We start from the raw sequence: 15,139 nt of genomic DNA on the forward strand, positions 1-15,139 counted from the left end.
GGAGGTACCTGTGGACAAGCTGAACCTGCGTCGCGAGCTGAGCTCGGCGCGTGCCTCCCTCTCCCCCGAACAACTACGGGCAAACGCCATCCAGGTCCGCGAAACGCTGCTCGACCAGCCGTGGGTCCAGATGGCCGGGCTCGTGGCCTGCTACTGGTCGACGGGGTCGGAGCCGGACACGCACGGGCTCGTGTTCGCTCTGTGGAAACATGGGGCCACCGTTGTCCTGCCCGTCCTGCGCGAGGACTATGACCTGGATTGGGCGGTGTACGACGGGCCGGACTCGCTGGCGCCGGGCCGCTTCGGGATCATGGAGCCGGTCGACACCCGCCGCGGCGTCGACGCCGTCCGTACGGCCGCGCTCGTGATCGTGCCCGCGCTGGCGGTGGACAGGAAGACAGGGGTACGCCTGGGGCGCGGCGGCGGCTCGTACGACCGCGCCCTGGCCAGGGTGGGCCCCAACGTCCCGACGGTCGCGCTGCTCCACTCCGGCGAGCTGCTCGACGACGTGCCCGCGGAACCCCATGATCGCCACGTTCGTTTTGCCGTGACGCCAGAGGGACTCACTAGTCTTATGTGAACGCAGGTACGAGAGGGGGCCGGATGTCGCTGAATGTCTGGCTCCTCCTTAGTGCCGGAATCGTCATCGCGGCCATCGTGTCGGTACGCGTCGCGCACCGCACCGGCCTGCCCAGCCTGCTCGTGTTCCTCGGGTTCGGGCTGGTGCTGGGCGAGGCCGGGTTCGGCATCCCGTTCGACAACCCCGTGCTCGCCCAGCAGATCGGCCTCACGGCCCTGGCGGTGATCCTGGCCGAAGGTGGCCTCACCACGAACTGGTCCCACGTGCGGCGCGCCGTCCCGCTGGCCGTGGTGCTGGCGACCGTGGGCGTGGCGGTCAGCATCGTGGTGGTGGCGCTGGTCGTACAGGGACTTCTCGGCCTGGACCGGACGACGGCGCTGATTCTCGGCGCGGTGCTCGCCTCCACCGACGCCGCCGCCGTCTTCTCCGTGCTGCGCCGGCTGCGACTGCCCCCACGGCTGGCCGGCGTTCTGGAGGCGGAGTCCGGGTTCAACGACGCGCCCACGGTGATCGCGGTAACGCTGCTGAGCGGGGCGTCCGCCTCGTCGGCCACCGTGGGAACGTTCCTGCTGGAGACGAGCGTCGAGCTGGTCATCGGCGCGGCGGTCGGCCTGGCCGTCGGCCCGGCGGGCGTGTACGCGCTGCGCCGCGTCGCCCTCCCCACCTCCGGCCTGTACCCGCTGGCCGTGCTCGCGCTCACCTTCGTCTCGTACGGCGGCGCGGTGCTCCTGCACGGCTCCGGCTTCCTGGCCGTCTACCTGTCGGCGCTGGTTCTCGGCAACTCGCGACTGCCGCACCGGGCGGCGACCAGGGGGTTCGCGGAAGGAGCGGCGTGGCTGGCGCAGATCGGGCTGTTCGTCATGCTCGGACTGCTGGCAAGCCCCTCGCAGATGCCGTCGGCCATCGGGCCCGCCCTGATCGCCGGCACCGTCCTGGTGCTCGTGGCGCGGCCGCTCTCGGTCATGGTGAGCTCGCTGCTGGCGCGGCTGCTGCGGATGAGCCGGGCCAGCTGGCGCGACCAGGCGTTCCTGTCGTGGGCGGGGCTGCGCGGGGCGATCCCGATCGTGCTCGCCACCATCCCCTGGGCGTCCGGCGTCGGGGGATCCGAGGGGATCTTCAACGAGGTCTTCATCATCGTCATCGTGTTCACCCTGCTCCAGGGGCCGACGCTGCCGTTCGCGGCCAGGGTGCTGGGGGTGGCCGCGCCCGGGGAGGCGCACGACCTCACGGTGGAGGCGGCGCCGCTGGAGGAGCTCAAGGCGGACCTGCTGCAGGTCAAGGTGCCCCCCGGCTCGCGGCTGCACGGCGTGGAGGTCTTCGAGCTGCGCCTGCCGGCGGGTGCGCAGGTGACGCTGATCGTCCGTGAGGGCAAGTCGTTCGTGCCCGGCGCCAACACCAGGATCAGGACGGACGACCAGCTCCTGCTGGTCACCACCGCCTCCTGCCGTGACCAGGTGGAGCGCCGGCTGCGCGCCGTGAGCCGCAGCGGAAAGCTGGCGGGCTGGTACGGCGAGCGAGGGCTGGAATAGGTGTTTGGCCGTATCGGTTACCATTAGCAGTCGCATCCCTCGAGTGCCAGACCTTAAGGAGGAGAGCGTGCCGACCTACCAGTACGCCTGCAACGACTGCGGTGAGCAGCTCGAGGTCGTTCAGAAGTTCACCGACGACGCACTGACGGTTTGCCCCGCCTGCCAGGGCAACCTGCGGAAGGTCTTCTCCGCGGTCGGCATCGTGTTCAAGGGCTCGGGCTTCTACCGGACCGACAACCGCTCCTCGTCGTCGACTTCCTCGTCCTCGTCGTCCTCCTCGTCGCCCGCCGCGGCGAAGGGCTCGGAGAGCAAGTCCAGCGACACGAGTTCTTCCACAAGCTCCGCCGCCACCACGCCGGCCGCCGCCTCCAGCTGACCCCCGTTATCCACAGAACGGGATTCGGCCCACCATGGCCCGGTGCCGATCCGGCTACCCTCTCGGCCATGGTCACTCGCGCAGACATCGGCGTCATCGGCGGATCGGGCTTCTACTCCCTGCTCGACGACGCGGAGGAGATCGAGCTCGCCACGCCCTACGGGCCCCCGAGCGACGTCGTCACGGTCGGCCGCATCGGCTCGCGTTCCGTGGCGTTCATCCCCAGACACGGGCGGGATCACCGATTCCCGCCCCACCGCATCCCCTACCGGGCCAACCTCTGGGCCCTGCGCTCGCTCGGGGTGCGCCAGGTGCTCGCGCCCAGCGCCGTGGGCTCGCTCAAGGCGGAGTACGGCCCGGGCACCATGGTCATCCCTGACCAGCTCGTGGATCGCACCTCAGGCCGCGTCCAGACTTACTACGACGTCAACGGCGCGGTGCACGTCTCCTTCGCCGACCCCTACTGCCCGTCGGGCCGCGCGACCGCGGTGAAGTCCGCCCGCGCCGCCGGCTGGGAGACCGTCGACGGCGGCACCCTGGTGGTCATCGAGGGCCCGCGCTTCTCGACCAGAGCCGAGTCGCAGTGGTTCGCCGGCAACGGCTGGTCGATCGTCGGCATGACCGGCTTCCCCGAGGCGGTGCTGGCCCGCGAGCTGGCCCTCTGCTACACCTCGCTCTCCCTGGTGACCGACCACGACGCCGGGGTGGAGGCCGGCCAGGGAGTCACGCACGACGAGGTGCTCGAGTTCTTCGCACAGAATGTCACGCGCATGCGCACGCTGGTGGCCCAGACCGTGCAGGCCCTGCCGGAAGACCGCACGTGCCCCTGCGGCGCGGCCCTCGACGGGCTCAAGCTCCCCTTCGAGCTGCCGTGATCCGCTCCTGGCTGACCCGCTACGGCCGCCGTCGCCGCCTCGTCGCGGCGGCGCTGGCCGCCCTCGCCGTCATGTGCGCCTTCGTCGCCACCCGCCCCGCTCCCTCGCCCACGGTGCTGGTGGCCACCCGTGACCTGGCTCCCGGCCCGCTCGCCCCGGGTGACCTGGCCCCCGCCGCGCTCAACCACCCGCCTGCCGGTGCCGTACGCACGCCCGCCGCGGGCCAGGTGCTGGCGAGCCCCATGCGCAAGGGCGAGGCGCTGACCGACGTCCGCCTCGTCCGGTCGTTCCGGTTACCGCCGGGCATGGTCGCCACCCCGGTCCGCATCGCCGACGCGGCCGCCGTCAGGCTGCTCTCCCCCGGCGCCACGATCACCGTCCTGGCCGCCGGCGAGGAAGGTCAGCCGGCCCGCGCCGTCGCGGAAGAGGTGCGGGTCATCACCATCCCGCCCGCGGACCAGGCGAGCGGCGCGGCCCACGGCGCCCTGGTGGTGCTCGCGACCACCACCACCCAGGCGGCGGAGCTGGCCTCCGCCCAGACCGCCGGCCACCTGTCGATCACCATCAAACCTAACGAGACGTAATCATTCGGTTACCATTTCCCCATGCGTGGATTCAAGCAGTTCCTCATGCGCGGAAACGTCGTCGACCTGGCTGTGGCGGTGGTCATCGGGGCGGCCTTCAACGCGATCGTGCAGTCGTTCGTGGCGGATCTCCTCACGCCCCTGATCTCGGCGTTCGGGGGTCTGCCCGACTTCTCCTCGCTCAAGGTCACGATCGGCCGGTCCAGCTTCATGTACGGCAATTTCATCAACGCGCTCGTCTCGTTCCTGATGGTCGCCGGAGTCGTCTACTTCCTGGTGGTGAAGCCGTACACCCATCTCAGAGACCGCACCGCGGCCAAGGCCGAGTCGAAGACGCGCGAGTGCCCCGAGTGCCTCTCGGAGATCCCGAAGGCCGCCTCCCGCTGCGCCTTCTGCACCACCCAGGTGGCATAGGGCCGGGCTAGAGCAGCGTGTCGTTCTTCGGGTCGTACTCCCAGTGCCACGGCTCGAACGGGCTGCTGTAGGCCCAGGAGGGATGGAACCACCCGTACCTCTTGGAGTTCTTCTCCATCCAGACGAACTGCGGGGACCCGGCCCTCTCCACCCCGCCGCACAGGTCCACAGCCAGCCCGAGCCCGTGGTTGCTACGCCCCGGCACGGCCGCGAACCCCGGCCGCCGGTAGTAGACCGACTGCTGCTCGGCCAAGCTGCGATACGCGTCGGTGACGCACATGCTCTTGCCGAAGTGCCGCCGGTAGGCTTCGTTCAGGCTCACGAAGGCGATGGTGGCGTCCGCCCGCAGGCTGAACCCCTTCTGCTGCAGCGGGCAGAGCATGTTCTTCGGGATCAGCCCGTTGGGATAGTCACCGGCCGTCGCCGCCCGCAGCGGGTTACAGCTCAGCGCCGCCCGCCCCACCTTGTCGATCTTGATGCCCAGCTTCACGAGCGCCGCGGTCAGAGACTTCACGATCTTGTCCGACCGCTGGCGCAACGTGTCCACCTCGGCCGCCAGCTGCGCCTCGGCCAGCAGGTTCCCGGCCCGCAACTCCTGGGCCTCCGCCGCCAGCTGCTCCGCCTGCGTGTAGAGGGCACTGGTCTGCTCGACGGCCTTCTGCCGTACCGACACGATCTGGGTCACATCGCTCATCGCCCGCAACGTGCTCCTGTCGGCCTGCCCCGACAGGAACGGCACGATCCCGTCCGCCATGACCGGCTGCTCGTACAGCAGCTCCGCCGTCTGCGCCACGGGCGCCCGCATCACCGCCACCCGCCGCTCCAGCTCCTGCAGCGTCGCCAGCTTGGTCTTCAGCTGCTTCTCGGATGCGGCGATGTCGGACCGCCGCTTCTCCAGGGCCTTGGTGGCATCCTCGAGCTCCTTGGCCGACTGCTCGGCCTCTTTCCGCAGCGCGGTCAGGCTGCCCGGATCGGGCTTCTCCCGCACTGTCTGCGCCTGCGCACGCGCGTGACCGGGGGGCGCGAGAAGAGAAGCCACCGCCATGACTACCGCGATCAGACCCGCTGATCGAGGGGCTGGCACGTTCGACTCCTCCGTTTGCAAACTCGTTACCCGGGTCAGGCACGCACGTTACTACAGCACCCCGAGTGCCCGGACCGAACTCGGGAGACCCGCTATAAGACAAACCCCCACCACCGGAGCAATCACGACATAACACCACAAACACCCCGCCCTTACGCTGGCCGGCGAGCCACAGCCGTACCACCCTTCACAGGCCCGGCTCCCTCACTGCCTCAGGCTTGCGAGCAGAACCGCCCCACAGTCGTTGCCGCGTGCCCCCCTCGCCAGACCCGCCCTCAACCGCCGCAACCCCGCACCGCCTTCAACCAGAACCGCCCCACCGCCGCGGCCCCTCCGCAGTGCCGCCTCCACCAACGCCACCCCTCGCCACCTCGGACAGTCCGCCCGCCACAGACAACCCGGAAGGCGGAGGCGGAGACCGGGACAGGGACGGAGGCGGAAACCCCACGATCACCTGGTTCCTCAAAGTCCAGGCACTGCGATCACCAGCCCCGCCTGCTCCTCACGCTGCTCGGTCCCCCACCCCCGCTCTCGACACAGATCCCACAACCACGTATCCCCCCACTCCCCAGGACACCCATGACCGCCCCCAGTCCGAACCGGAGATGGGGTAACAGGCTCCGCCATCCTGGGCGCCTCAGACCCAACTGCACGGGGAGCAACTTCGACCTCCGGACGAGACACCGCCCGCGACGAGGACACCGCGCGCACGGGCGCCGGCACACTGCCCTCATAAACCCGATCCGGATGCGCCGGCGCCCGCATCCGCACCGGCCCGAACCCCCCGGCCGCCACGCTGTCCCGCACCATCACAGGCCCACCCACCTGCTCGAACCCCCGCATCTCCCCCGCCAACAACCCCCCAGCCAGGATCGCCGGCGCCAACAACGCCCCGAACAACACGACAGGCCGCCGACGCGCTTGCTTGCATTGCCTCGTGGTCACAGACAGACGCTATCGACGCGGGATGCGCAAGATTCTGATCACTTGTCATGCCTTTACCGCAGCTCAGAGCACCCATAACCAACCCGACCAAACTGACCCGCGTCCCATGTCCCACGCAGTGCCAGACTTTCGCTAGGCTTACGAGAGTCCGCCTCCGTAGCTCAGGGGATAGAGCACCGCTCTCCTAAAGCGGGTGCCGCAGGTTCGAATCCTGCCGGGGGCACTCTTCTCCACCAGGCAATTTGGCCTCTGACCTGCGGGTTTTCAGCCGCAGGTCTTTTGCTTTCCAGACCCTCGGTAGGCCGCCGAGGGCACCCGAATGCAGCCGTAGGACAGCGTTCTGGGGACATGTGGGGGATGATCTTGAAGGCGTTCCCCGAGGTCAGCGCTGCAGTTCGGGGCCGGACTGTCGCTATCGAGCCGCTCGTCTCTAAGATCGGCTGCGTGCAGCGTCTCGCCCTCTTTGACCTTGACCGGACACTTATCGACCTCGATGCCGCGTTCCGCCGGTGGGCCGAAGAGTTCGCGGAGCGACACCGCTTGGACGCCGAGGGGCTCACGTGGCTTGTCTCCCAAGATCAGGAGACGCACCCGCACCGCGAGGTGTTCTTTAGTAAGGTTCGCGAGCGTTTCGCGCTCGCGGAATCGGTCGAGGAGCTATGGGTCGACTACCGCCGACGCATGCCTCACCTCGTGCAGTGCTACCCAGGTGTTCTAGCGGGCTTAGCCGAACTGCGGGCCGCCGGCTGGCGGGTGGGGATCGTCACAAACGGCATGGCGGATAACCAACTCGGCAAGCTCCGCCGTACCGGTCTCGCTGTTGCTGTCGATGGCTACGCCGTTTCAGGCGTCGAGGGCATCCGGAAGCCTGAGAGGGGCCTGTTCGAGATCGCCGCGCAACGGTGCGGGGCCAACCTCGCCGAGGGTGGTTGGATAGTGGGCGACAACCTCGTCGCGGACATCGCAGGCGGCCAAGCCGCCGGTCTGCGCGGGATCTGGGTCGATCGAGGAACGTGGCCAGGGCACGAACATCGCGCCGACCACGTGGTGACAGCCGTAGCCGAGGCGATTGCCATCATGCGCGATATGCACCAGCCTGGATAAATGTTGAGCTTATGAGGGCGATGACATGGCGGACCGTCCCGATTTCGGCGTGCTGTTGACCCGGCTCCTCGACTATCGCCAGACGGATATCGCTTGGCTGGCCTCAGTGTCAGGCATCCCGGAATCCGAATTGCGCTCGGTGTCCGACGGCGCACCGCCGTCCCCGTCGCAGCTTCACGACCTTGCCGGCGCGCTTGGTTTCCACGCCGCCGACCTCTTCGTGATCGCCGATCTCCCGGTACCCGAGACCCTTACGCCCTGCGAACCGGCAGCGGGATCTACCCTCTCGCGGCTGGTCCGAGTCACGATGGCATTGCCGGAAGATCAGCGGACCTACCTCCATGAAACCGTCGAACGCTTGCCCCAGTTACCGCGCGTCTGCCCGGCCGATCCGCCACGCACCTACTACCAAGGGGACGGCGGCTTCGGGGAGATGCTCGTCACCATGCTGTGCATCAACCGGAACCTCCATTCCCCGGTCGCCGCCGCCAAGATACTGGCCCTGTTGACCCAAGGCCGCGTATATCTGTCCCCCTCCACTCTCCATTCGATCGCTGCGGGCCGTGCGCCGCTGAATCCGATCTGGCTGGCCGGCTTCGCGACCACCCTCGGCATCCCCGCCGGCGACCTCGCGGCTGTCACCCGCGTTGATCTCTCCGAGGCAGTACTGTCACACGATCCACTGGCGGCAGAAATGGCCACGTTGCTCTGGGGGTGCCGTCGGCTGACGGCGCACCAGATCGAGCGCGTGTGCACCGAGGCGGAGGCAATGCTCCTCGCAGTGCCGGACAACGCTTCCAGCGACGATTGGAACTTCGTCCACCACCAGGGCGGGACTTGGTGGGGTGCGCCGAGGCGGTGATTCTCGGCCACCGGACACCGATCAGCGCTGCACGTCCCAGGGGCGGATGGATGATCGATGACAACCTCATCGCCGACGTCCAAGCCGGGCAGACGGCCGGATCTCGGACGATCTGAATCGATCGGGGAACGTGGCCAGGGCACAGACACCGTGCCGACCATGTGGTAGCCGATATCGCGGAAGCAATCGCCATCATGCGGGACAGGCACTGACATCAGCCTGCGTTTCCAGGAGCGCGGCCGAATAAGCGTTCAGTACGTAGGAAGCATACATGGTGTACGTGGGAGTAGAGGTTAGGTAGTGTCCGGGACGTGCGCCCAAATGCTCGCCAACTGTCCATGGTTGTCTCGGTGCTCGTCTCTCTCGCCGCCATGACAGGCTGTTCAGCAGACTCCGACAGACCCTCCTTGGATGAGGCATCGAAGCAGCTCATCGCGGACGGCGATAAACTTCTGGCCTCTCAAGACCTGGCCGCTACGGGCTCCGCCAGCGCAACCGAACGAGCCGATCGGGATAGCGAAATTGGATGCCTGAAAGGACAGGTACAGCGTCTATTTCGCGCTCAGGGCGACCTCAAAGGACTGCCATCCCAGCACTCACCGAGTAATGCGGCAGGTCTGATGGCGAGCGGCTTAGCGCTACAGGGCTATGACACCATCGTGGATACCTCGGACCTTGCTGACGCGAATCTAGGCACAGCCGTGCTGCGGCATCCAACATCCGGGATCACATTCTTGATAACTGTGCGCAACGGACAGAAGCCCAACATCATGATCGTCGGTAAGACCAGCTGTTACGAACGAAACTGATGACCGCGTGCTCAACTCGGCATCTGAGCTGCCTCGGATCGCACAAGCTGGGCCTGCCTGCGGAGACGATCGGCCGTGGCCAGACAGCTATCTCGGAGTGCGCCGATCTCGCGTCGTAGCTGCCCGGCTTGATGGGTGAAGCGTCCCGCAGCTGGCCCTTTCCAGAACGCATCGACTTCCTGTGGCCGTGCCAGCGTGCCAGCGAAGACCCTGTCCAGCTCTTCAGCATATCGAGTGAGGGTTGTGGCGAGCACCTCCTTCTCTGCGGCCTGCCTCAGCAGCTGGCTCTGGCTGGGAATGGTCACGCTCAACCTCCCCGCTGTTCCAGCGCCTTGACCAGCGCGTCATAGAGCCGCCCGCGGAACGCCATACGGACCTCATTCTGCTGAGCTTCCGTCAACGGCTTCTGACCATGCTCGTTCAGGGACGAGTTCACCCACTCGGCCTGCCTCTGCACGATGCGCTTCGCTATGTCCTCTGCTGTGGCCGGGGTCTTCTTGTCGAAGTAGTCCGTGATCGCCCCCTTGAGGCCGTCCTTGGCCTCATCCATCCCGGCGTCTCGGGCGGTGGCCACGTTGGCGTCCTGGATGGGCCAGTACCTGTTGGAGAGCCACGAGACGGGCAGTAGCGCGACGCCTGCCAGCCAGTCGGCGTATTCGTCGTCGGTCCACTCGGCGTGCGTCGAGCCGCTCAGCATCAGATTCGCCACGCCTCCAGCGAGTGCCGCGCGGGAGGTGTACTGATCCTGGGTGGCCTCATCTCCGAAGGGCCGGAACCGGCCGATGTCCAGGCCCAGCGTGTAGTCCTGGGACGCCTTCATCAGGATGTTCGCCGCGTCCTTGTCCTGCATCAGGCCGCCCATGAACCGGGAAGCGTCATCAGGGGCGAGGGTGTCCCATGGTGACGTGGGGAAGGTCGACTTCAATTCGGGCGAGTCGCGCTTGGATTGCCCGCGGGCGAGTTGGTCGAGGTAGGGGGCCACGTTCTTGGCCAAGCTCTCGCTGATCGGGGAGTCCTTGAGCGTGCCCCACGAGCCGCCGATCCACGGGCTGTCCTCGGCGCCCATCCCTCGAATGATGTTGAACCATGCTCTATCGCGGACACCGGCGGTTCCGGCGCTTGGGTTCAACGCCTTGTCCAGCGCTTCCGCAAGCTTCGCTTCGAGGTCGGCGACGCCGCTCATTCGGGCGCGCTGGGGATGCAAGAGCCAGCCTGCGGCGTCCTTGTTGTCAGCCAGGAGCGATTGCAATGCCTGTGGGTCGACGTTGTACGCCTCCACCAGCGCGTTCAAATTCCAGTTGGGGCTGGTCGGGAGGTCCGCCCCCAGTGGACGGCCCAGCACGCGCAGCGCCACCTGATTGAGGAGTCTGCTCGACGGCTTGGACATCGCGATCAGCGCGGTCAGCACGCCAGGCTGCGTGGATTCCATGAACTTCGTGCGCCACTCCTCGCCCAGCCGTCCGGCGCGTTCAGCGTTGGCGTACGCCTCGGCCAGTGGTCCTAGGCTCTTCCGGCCCTGCTGGAGCAGAGCCGGCGGGAGCCCTCTGTCCATGGCCGGGCCTTTGTCCTTCATCCAGTGCATGAACAGCGCACGGAACTTGTCCGGCCCAAGGGCGTTCAGCAAGGCGGCCGCGTACGCGGGATCGTTCAGCTTCTCCTTTGTGGCGGCCGTAGCCGCCGTGACCTTCCGCCAGGTCTCTATGGAGCTCTCGATCTCATGCTGCTTGAGCGCATCCGCGATGGGTTTCGCGTCGGCCTTTCCCTGGCGGGCGGCCTCGGCTTCGCTGTCGAAGGGGAAGAACTCGCTCAACATGCCATTTCCCGAAGTCGGGACCAGCTGCTTGAGCGTGTCCATCCGCCATTTGAGATCACGCTGCGTCTCGTCGAAGAACGCCCAGGATCGGTGCATGGCTGCTACCCCGGCAGGGCCGGGCCAGGACGGGCCCGCCTCGGCGATGGCCGCCTCCAGCCCATGCCGTGTGCGGCCCAGGACGTCTTTACCGCCCTCCATCTCGCGTATGAGCTGTTCCGCCCGGCTGGGGTCGATCCCGACGAACTCCCCCATGAACCCTCCCAGAGGGTGTGGCTACAAGGGAGGAGTCAAGCACAACAGCTAATCCCGGTAAATGCCCCACACATCCCTATAAACAACCGGAATTACCGACGCTGCGGTAGTAAATGCCGGTTTCAGGGCAGACATCGCAACAAGGCCCGTTGCGCTCCCCCTTGCTGCTGAGTGCTATCCGAGGATGGAACGACAGGCCCAGTTACGGAGTCGAGATTCGGGGCGGGAAGGCGGGAACCGTTCGTCACACTCCGCGGCGATCCACGGCGCCGCTGGCTTCCTGACTTGTGAGTCGTTGTTTCCAGCCTTCTTCCTGCGGCCAGCGGGAGCCACGGTCTTCTTGGGCGGAGCCGGCGGCTGATATCGATGACGCTGGGGCGGGACAGCCGGCAGCGCTGATCGGCGATGGGGCCTTGGCGATTTCGCCTTGTCCTTCGACGTCTTGCGGGTTGGCCTGGGCGTGGTCGAGGGAAGCGCTCGGGGCGAGGACGTCGGCGTTGGAGTAGACGCGACAGGGCGCCCGGCGACGCTCGGGGCGAGTGTCGGCGTCGAAGCGGCGTTCGATCGTGACGCGGCGCTGTCCGTTCCCCTTGAGCTCGACCAGATGCCGAGGGCTACGCAGCCCAGGAGACCGGCGACAAGCACCGGCCGAGCCAGCCGACGCCGAACTCGCAGCGTTGATCGCTCTGGTGGGGTGGGGGTCGAGTACCTCCGCCAGCCGAAGGAGTCGGAGTCGGCGCCAGGCCGAAGCCGGTGTCTGAGCGGCAGGCCGTACGGCGGGCGCCGCAGCGGGCGGAGTTCCTCGCGTGAGAGGGTGGGGTGGCTCTGGTCTTCGTGCATGATCCTCCCTATTGGCCGCCCGTGCCTGCCAGCGTGCCGCAGGGCATCCATATCCAGCGGGAATGACTCGGCAAAGACAGCGGTGCAAGACGAACCGGCCCCGGGACGAGCGGGGCCGGAAGTGGATGAATGTGGGCTATGTGTCCAGGGCGTCGTTGATCTTGCCGTTAATCTGCTCCTGCTGGCCGTCCATGCACTTGGCATAGACCCGCAGCAGGACGTCAACGCTGTGCCCAGCCCTCTTGGCGACCTCCGGGGCCGGGACGCCCGCGTTCAGCCAGAGTGACACCGCCGCATGACGGAGGTCGTACGGGCGCGCAGCCAGCGACGAGGCGACCTGCGCCGGAGTGAGCGCGAGCTTGCGGGCTTCCTGCCAAACGTACGAGTGCGCCGAACTGGAGTAGGTGCCACCGGTTCTCGTACTGAAGATCCTCCCGTCCTTGGTGGTGCCGAACTCGGCGACGTGCTCACGGAGCATGGCCACCAGGACGGGCGGGATCGGAATCTCACGGGTCTCCTTGTCCGCGCGGTGCTTCAGGCTGCGCGGCTCGTGAGTCTGGCCAGAGTCGGTCCAGCGCTTCGTTGCCTGCGGTCGCGCCTTTTCCAGGACGATCAGGCCCCATCCCGTCTGGGGCAGCGTGCAGTTCGCCAGCCGCAGGTCCGCCGCCTCTTCCGGCCGCAACGCCGCGTAGTAGATGCAGGCGAACAGCGCCCTGAGGCGAGGACCGCGCCTACGGCCCACCTTGGGCACGGCGTCGAGCAGTTGCCGGGCCTGGATCGGATTGACCACGGTGCGCGGGTCGACGACCGTGACGGCCTTCGGAGCCGTCCATTTGATCTCGTCCAGCGGATTACTATCGAACACTTTTTCCTCCACCGCGTGCTCCAGCAGGTGATGCAGGACGGCGCGCTTGCGCCGTACCGTGTTCGCACCGGCTGGAGTTCCGGCGAAGGTGACCGAGATGGCGGCGAGCCCCGTACGGAGGACATGCGGCTCCTTCAGCTCGGACAGCGGGAGGGACGCCCGTTCCAGCCAACCCAATGCCGCGGTTTGGGCCACGGTCAGAGCAGGACGCCTCTTCTCCGGGATGAGCGCGTAGGTCCTCAGGACTTCCCGCAGGTCCTCGGCCGTGGGACGGCGTGGCGCGTCGGCCACCAGGGCAGGGACCAACGACAGGAGCGCGTACGCATCTGTCTCCCGGGTGCGAGGCGCCGAGGTGCTCCAGCGGCGGAGCACATACGCCTGAGCGAGCTCGAAGAACGTCGGGCCGGAGGATGCGCTCGCCAGCATCGACACCGGCAATCCGGTGGCGAGGTCGAACTCCTCCCCCGTCTTCGCTGCCTGCCGCAGGTCAGACATGAAGGCGTTGGCCAGGCCCTTGGTCCGGAAGCTCTTGGACTTCGGCTTGCCTCCGACGCGCCAGCGAGCGATGAACAGAGGCGTGTCGCGGTCCGTACGGTGCTGGATCGCGCCGAGCTTCACGTCGTATGTGGTGTTCACACCGTCTCCCGTCGCGAGTCGAGCCAGGTCATGAGGTCGCTCCGCCAAACGCGGAGTTCGAGGTTGGGCAGTTGGACGCAGACCGGCGCACGGCCCAGTTCGCGCCAGCGGTAGAAGGTGCGGCGAGACACGCCACCCAGTTCGGCGAGCACCTGCGGGACAGTCAGCAACTCGTCGCGCCTACTCATCGGCGACCCCCGGCAGACTGGTGCCGGTGATCGCTGCCGCGAGAGCCTGCTCTCCGATGGAAAGCCCTTGACCGGCGTACTCCCAGTGGGCGATCACCAGGACGGTGTCCTCGTCGAACAGCGCGAGCCGGCCGGTGCTGACCTCCTCGGCACGCGCGTGTTCCTCGCGCGCGGCGCGGAGGTTCCCGAGAGTGGTGGAGTAGCGGCGGCTCTTGGTGGAGAAGTGGCCGCGGAAGCCAAGCATGTGAGCCCAGTGAAGGAGCCTGAGATCGGCCAGGCCGGGGTTGCCGCCCAGGCGCATGCACGCCGCGATCAGTCGGCGCGCATGCTCGCGGACGGGCAACTCATCGAGGTTGTCAAGCGGCTGAACACGCCGATCCAGCGTGCCGACGCATTCGGCCGCCTTGGTGGCGTACTTGGCGATGTAGGCGGCGACGGCCTGTTCGGTGAGGTCGCCGTCCATCGTGATGCGGCGGACATCGAGCTGTGTGCCCCAGCGGAACGTCCGGCCGAGCGGCTTGACCTCCGCGGTGACGACCGCCGCCGCATGGTGGGCGGCTTCCGCCAGAGCATCGGCGGTCGCCCAGGCCGGTGGTGGCGAGGACGGTCCGTCAGGACCGTCGAGGCGGATGACCGCGTGGAAGTGGACGACGCCACGTCGCTGATACTCGGCGACCTTGGCAAAGGAGATCATCACCTGTTCACGCAACGCCTTGACGGTCAGGCCGCTGAGCTTGGCGAAGCGGCGACGTAGGGCGAGAGTGAAGCGGCGCCACAGTTCCGGGCTGATGGCGTTGAACAGGACCGAGCCGTCATAGTCGTAGCAGTCGGGGCACAGCGGTTCCCCGAGTCGTTGATCGTGGGCGCTGTGCCGTTCGGTGCATGACATGACCCGCCCGTGCGGGCAGGTCTCGGCGTCACGGCGGGCGTGGCAGGGCAGGACCTTGCCGTTCTTCTCCCGCCGAGCGTGGACCTCTCCAAACGACGGTGCGGTGAGGGTGACGAACAGGCACGGGTGAGCGCTGACCGTCTCCGGCACGCCCTTGCCGCCGACGAGGCCGGCCCGGACGAGTTGGTAGGTGTCGGCGCGGTAGACCTCGGCGCAGGCCGGGCACCGGGAGGCACGGCGGGTCTTGCACGGGACGCGCAGGACGCCGTTGGGTTCGGTGCGGGTGGTGTAGCGGTGCAGGAGCCGACCGGTGGCCTGGTCATAGTGTTCGACCTTGCCGCGCAGGTGGATGGGCTGGCGGCAGCCACCGGTCCGCTTGATCTGGGAGGCCCAGCGGTCGTAGTCGGGTTGGCTGAGCCGGTGGATCATCCCGGCGACAGCGTGGGAGTGGGCAAGGTGGGGCAAGATGGGTTCCGTCCTATCCAGTGACGCTG

The 15,139-nt window shown here is 67.5% G+C and carries 15 protein-coding genes and 1 tRNA gene; 10 read left to right on the forward strand and 6 right to left on the reverse strand.

Annotated features, from left to right (window positions below):
• The first annotated feature begins 10 nt into the window (after positions 1 to 10).
• The 6 genes from FH608_RS46635 (at position 11) to mscL (ending at position 4,358) form a co-directional block, all read left to right on the forward strand.
• On the forward strand, positions 11 to 580 hold the full coding sequence (locus FH608_RS46635) for a 5-formyltetrahydrofolate cyclo-ligase (protein WP_193319029.1): 570 nt from the start codon (positions 11 to 13) through the stop codon (positions 578 to 580).
• Positions 581 to 603: 23 nt separating this feature from the next.
• A complete protein-coding gene (locus FH608_RS46640; protein WP_139637633.1) occupies positions 604 to 2,109 on the forward strand; it encodes a potassium/proton antiporter in 1,506 nt (501 codons plus the stop codon).
• A 67-nt stretch (positions 2,110 to 2,176) separates the two neighbouring features.
• Positions 2,177 to 2,485 (forward strand): FmdB family zinc ribbon protein, encoded by a 309-nt coding sequence (locus tag FH608_RS46645; protein WP_139637634.1) that lies wholly within the window; start codon positions 2,177 to 2,179, stop codon positions 2,483 to 2,485.
• 68 nt (positions 2,486 to 2,553) lie between these two features.
• On the forward strand, positions 2,554 to 3,360 hold the full coding sequence (locus FH608_RS46650) for an S-methyl-5'-thioadenosine phosphorylase (RefSeq protein WP_139637635.1): 807 nt from the start codon (positions 2,554 to 2,556) through the stop codon (positions 3,358 to 3,360).
• Entirely contained in the window at positions 3,357 to 3,944 is a 588-nt protein-coding gene (locus tag FH608_RS46655) for an RcpC/CpaB family pilus assembly protein (RefSeq protein WP_226900504.1), read from the forward strand. The genes FH608_RS46650 and FH608_RS46655 overlap by 4 nt, the downstream gene beginning before the upstream one ends.
• 21 nt (positions 3,945 to 3,965) lie before the next feature.
• Positions 3,966 to 4,358 (forward strand): large conductance mechanosensitive channel protein MscL, encoded by a 393-nt coding sequence (gene mscL / locus FH608_RS46660; protein WP_139637636.1) that lies wholly within the window; start codon positions 3,966 to 3,968, stop codon positions 4,356 to 4,358.
• A 7-nt stretch (positions 4,359 to 4,365) separates the two neighbouring features.
• On the opposite strand, the gene FH608_RS46665 is transcribed toward mscL, so the two are convergent.
• Complete coding sequence (locus FH608_RS46665) at positions 4,366 to 5,346, reverse strand: D-alanyl-D-alanine carboxypeptidase family protein (protein WP_226900505.1); 981 nt, start codon at positions 5,344 to 5,346, stop codon at positions 4,366 to 4,368.
• Positions 5,347 to 6,537: 1,191 nt separating this feature from the next.
• On the opposite strand from FH608_RS46665, the gene FH608_RS46670 reads away from it, so the two are divergent.
• The 4 genes from FH608_RS46670 to FH608_RS46685 all read left to right on the forward strand — a co-directional run bounded on the left by FH608_RS46670 (position 6,538) and on the right by FH608_RS46685 (position 9,162).
• Positions 6,538 to 6,610, forward strand: a tRNA-Arg gene (locus tag FH608_RS46670).
• Positions 6,611 to 6,744: 134 nt separating this feature from the next.
• The gene (locus tag FH608_RS46675) at positions 6,745 to 7,491 is read left to right on the forward strand and encodes an HAD family hydrolase (protein ID WP_193319030.1); all 747 of its coding nucleotides are present in this window, start codon (positions 6,745 to 6,747) and stop codon (positions 7,489 to 7,491) included.
• 25 nt (positions 7,492 to 7,516) lie between these two features.
• Positions 7,517 to 8,353: a hypothetical protein gene (locus FH608_RS46680; RefSeq protein ID WP_139637639.1), complete on the forward strand. Its 837-nt coding sequence runs from the start codon at positions 7,517 to 7,519 to the stop codon at positions 8,351 to 8,353.
• Positions 8,354 to 8,703: 350 nt separating this feature from the next.
• Positions 8,704 to 9,162, forward strand: a complete 459-nt coding sequence (locus FH608_RS46685) for a hypothetical protein (RefSeq protein ID WP_139637640.1) — start codon at positions 8,704 to 8,706, stop codon at positions 9,160 to 9,162.
• Positions 9,163 to 9,173: 11 nt separating this feature from the next.
• Here the strand turns inward: FH608_RS46685 and FH608_RS53535 are convergent, their stop codons facing one another.
• The 5 genes from FH608_RS53535 to FH608_RS46705 form a co-directional block, all read right to left on the reverse strand.
• Entirely contained in the window at positions 9,174 to 9,467 is a 294-nt protein-coding gene (locus FH608_RS53535) for a hypothetical protein (protein WP_139637641.1), read from the reverse strand.
• Positions 9,468 to 9,469: 2 nt separating this feature from the next.
• The gene (locus FH608_RS46690) at positions 9,470 to 11,227 is read right to left on the reverse strand and encodes a hypothetical protein (protein ID WP_139637642.1); all 1,758 of its coding nucleotides are present in this window, start codon (positions 11,225 to 11,227) and stop codon (positions 9,470 to 9,472) included.
• Positions 11,228 to 12,203: 976 nt separating this feature from the next.
• Entirely contained in the window at positions 12,204 to 13,568 is a 1,365-nt protein-coding gene (locus FH608_RS46695; protein ID WP_139637643.1) for a tyrosine-type recombinase/integrase, read from the reverse strand.
• Positions 13,565 to 13,756 carry a helix-turn-helix transcriptional regulator gene (locus FH608_RS46700; protein WP_139637644.1) on the reverse strand — a complete coding sequence of 64 codons (192 nt, stop codon included), beginning with the start codon at positions 13,754 to 13,756 and terminating at the stop codon, positions 13,565 to 13,567. The genes FH608_RS46695 and FH608_RS46700 overlap by 4 nt, the downstream gene beginning before the upstream one ends.
• Positions 13,749 to 15,074, reverse strand: coding sequence for a replication initiator (locus tag FH608_RS46705; RefSeq protein ID WP_139637654.1), 1,326 nt, complete (start codon positions 15,072 to 15,074; stop codon positions 13,749 to 13,751). Before FH608_RS46705 ends, FH608_RS46700 begins: the two co-directional genes overlap by 8 nt.
• Between the last annotated feature and the right edge of the window lie 65 nt (positions 15,075 to 15,139).

It is taken from the genome of Nonomuraea phyllanthi, from assembly GCF_006334985.2.
Taxonomy (GTDB): domain Bacteria; phylum Actinomycetota; class Actinomycetes; order Streptosporangiales; family Streptosporangiaceae; genus Nonomuraea; species Nonomuraea phyllanthi.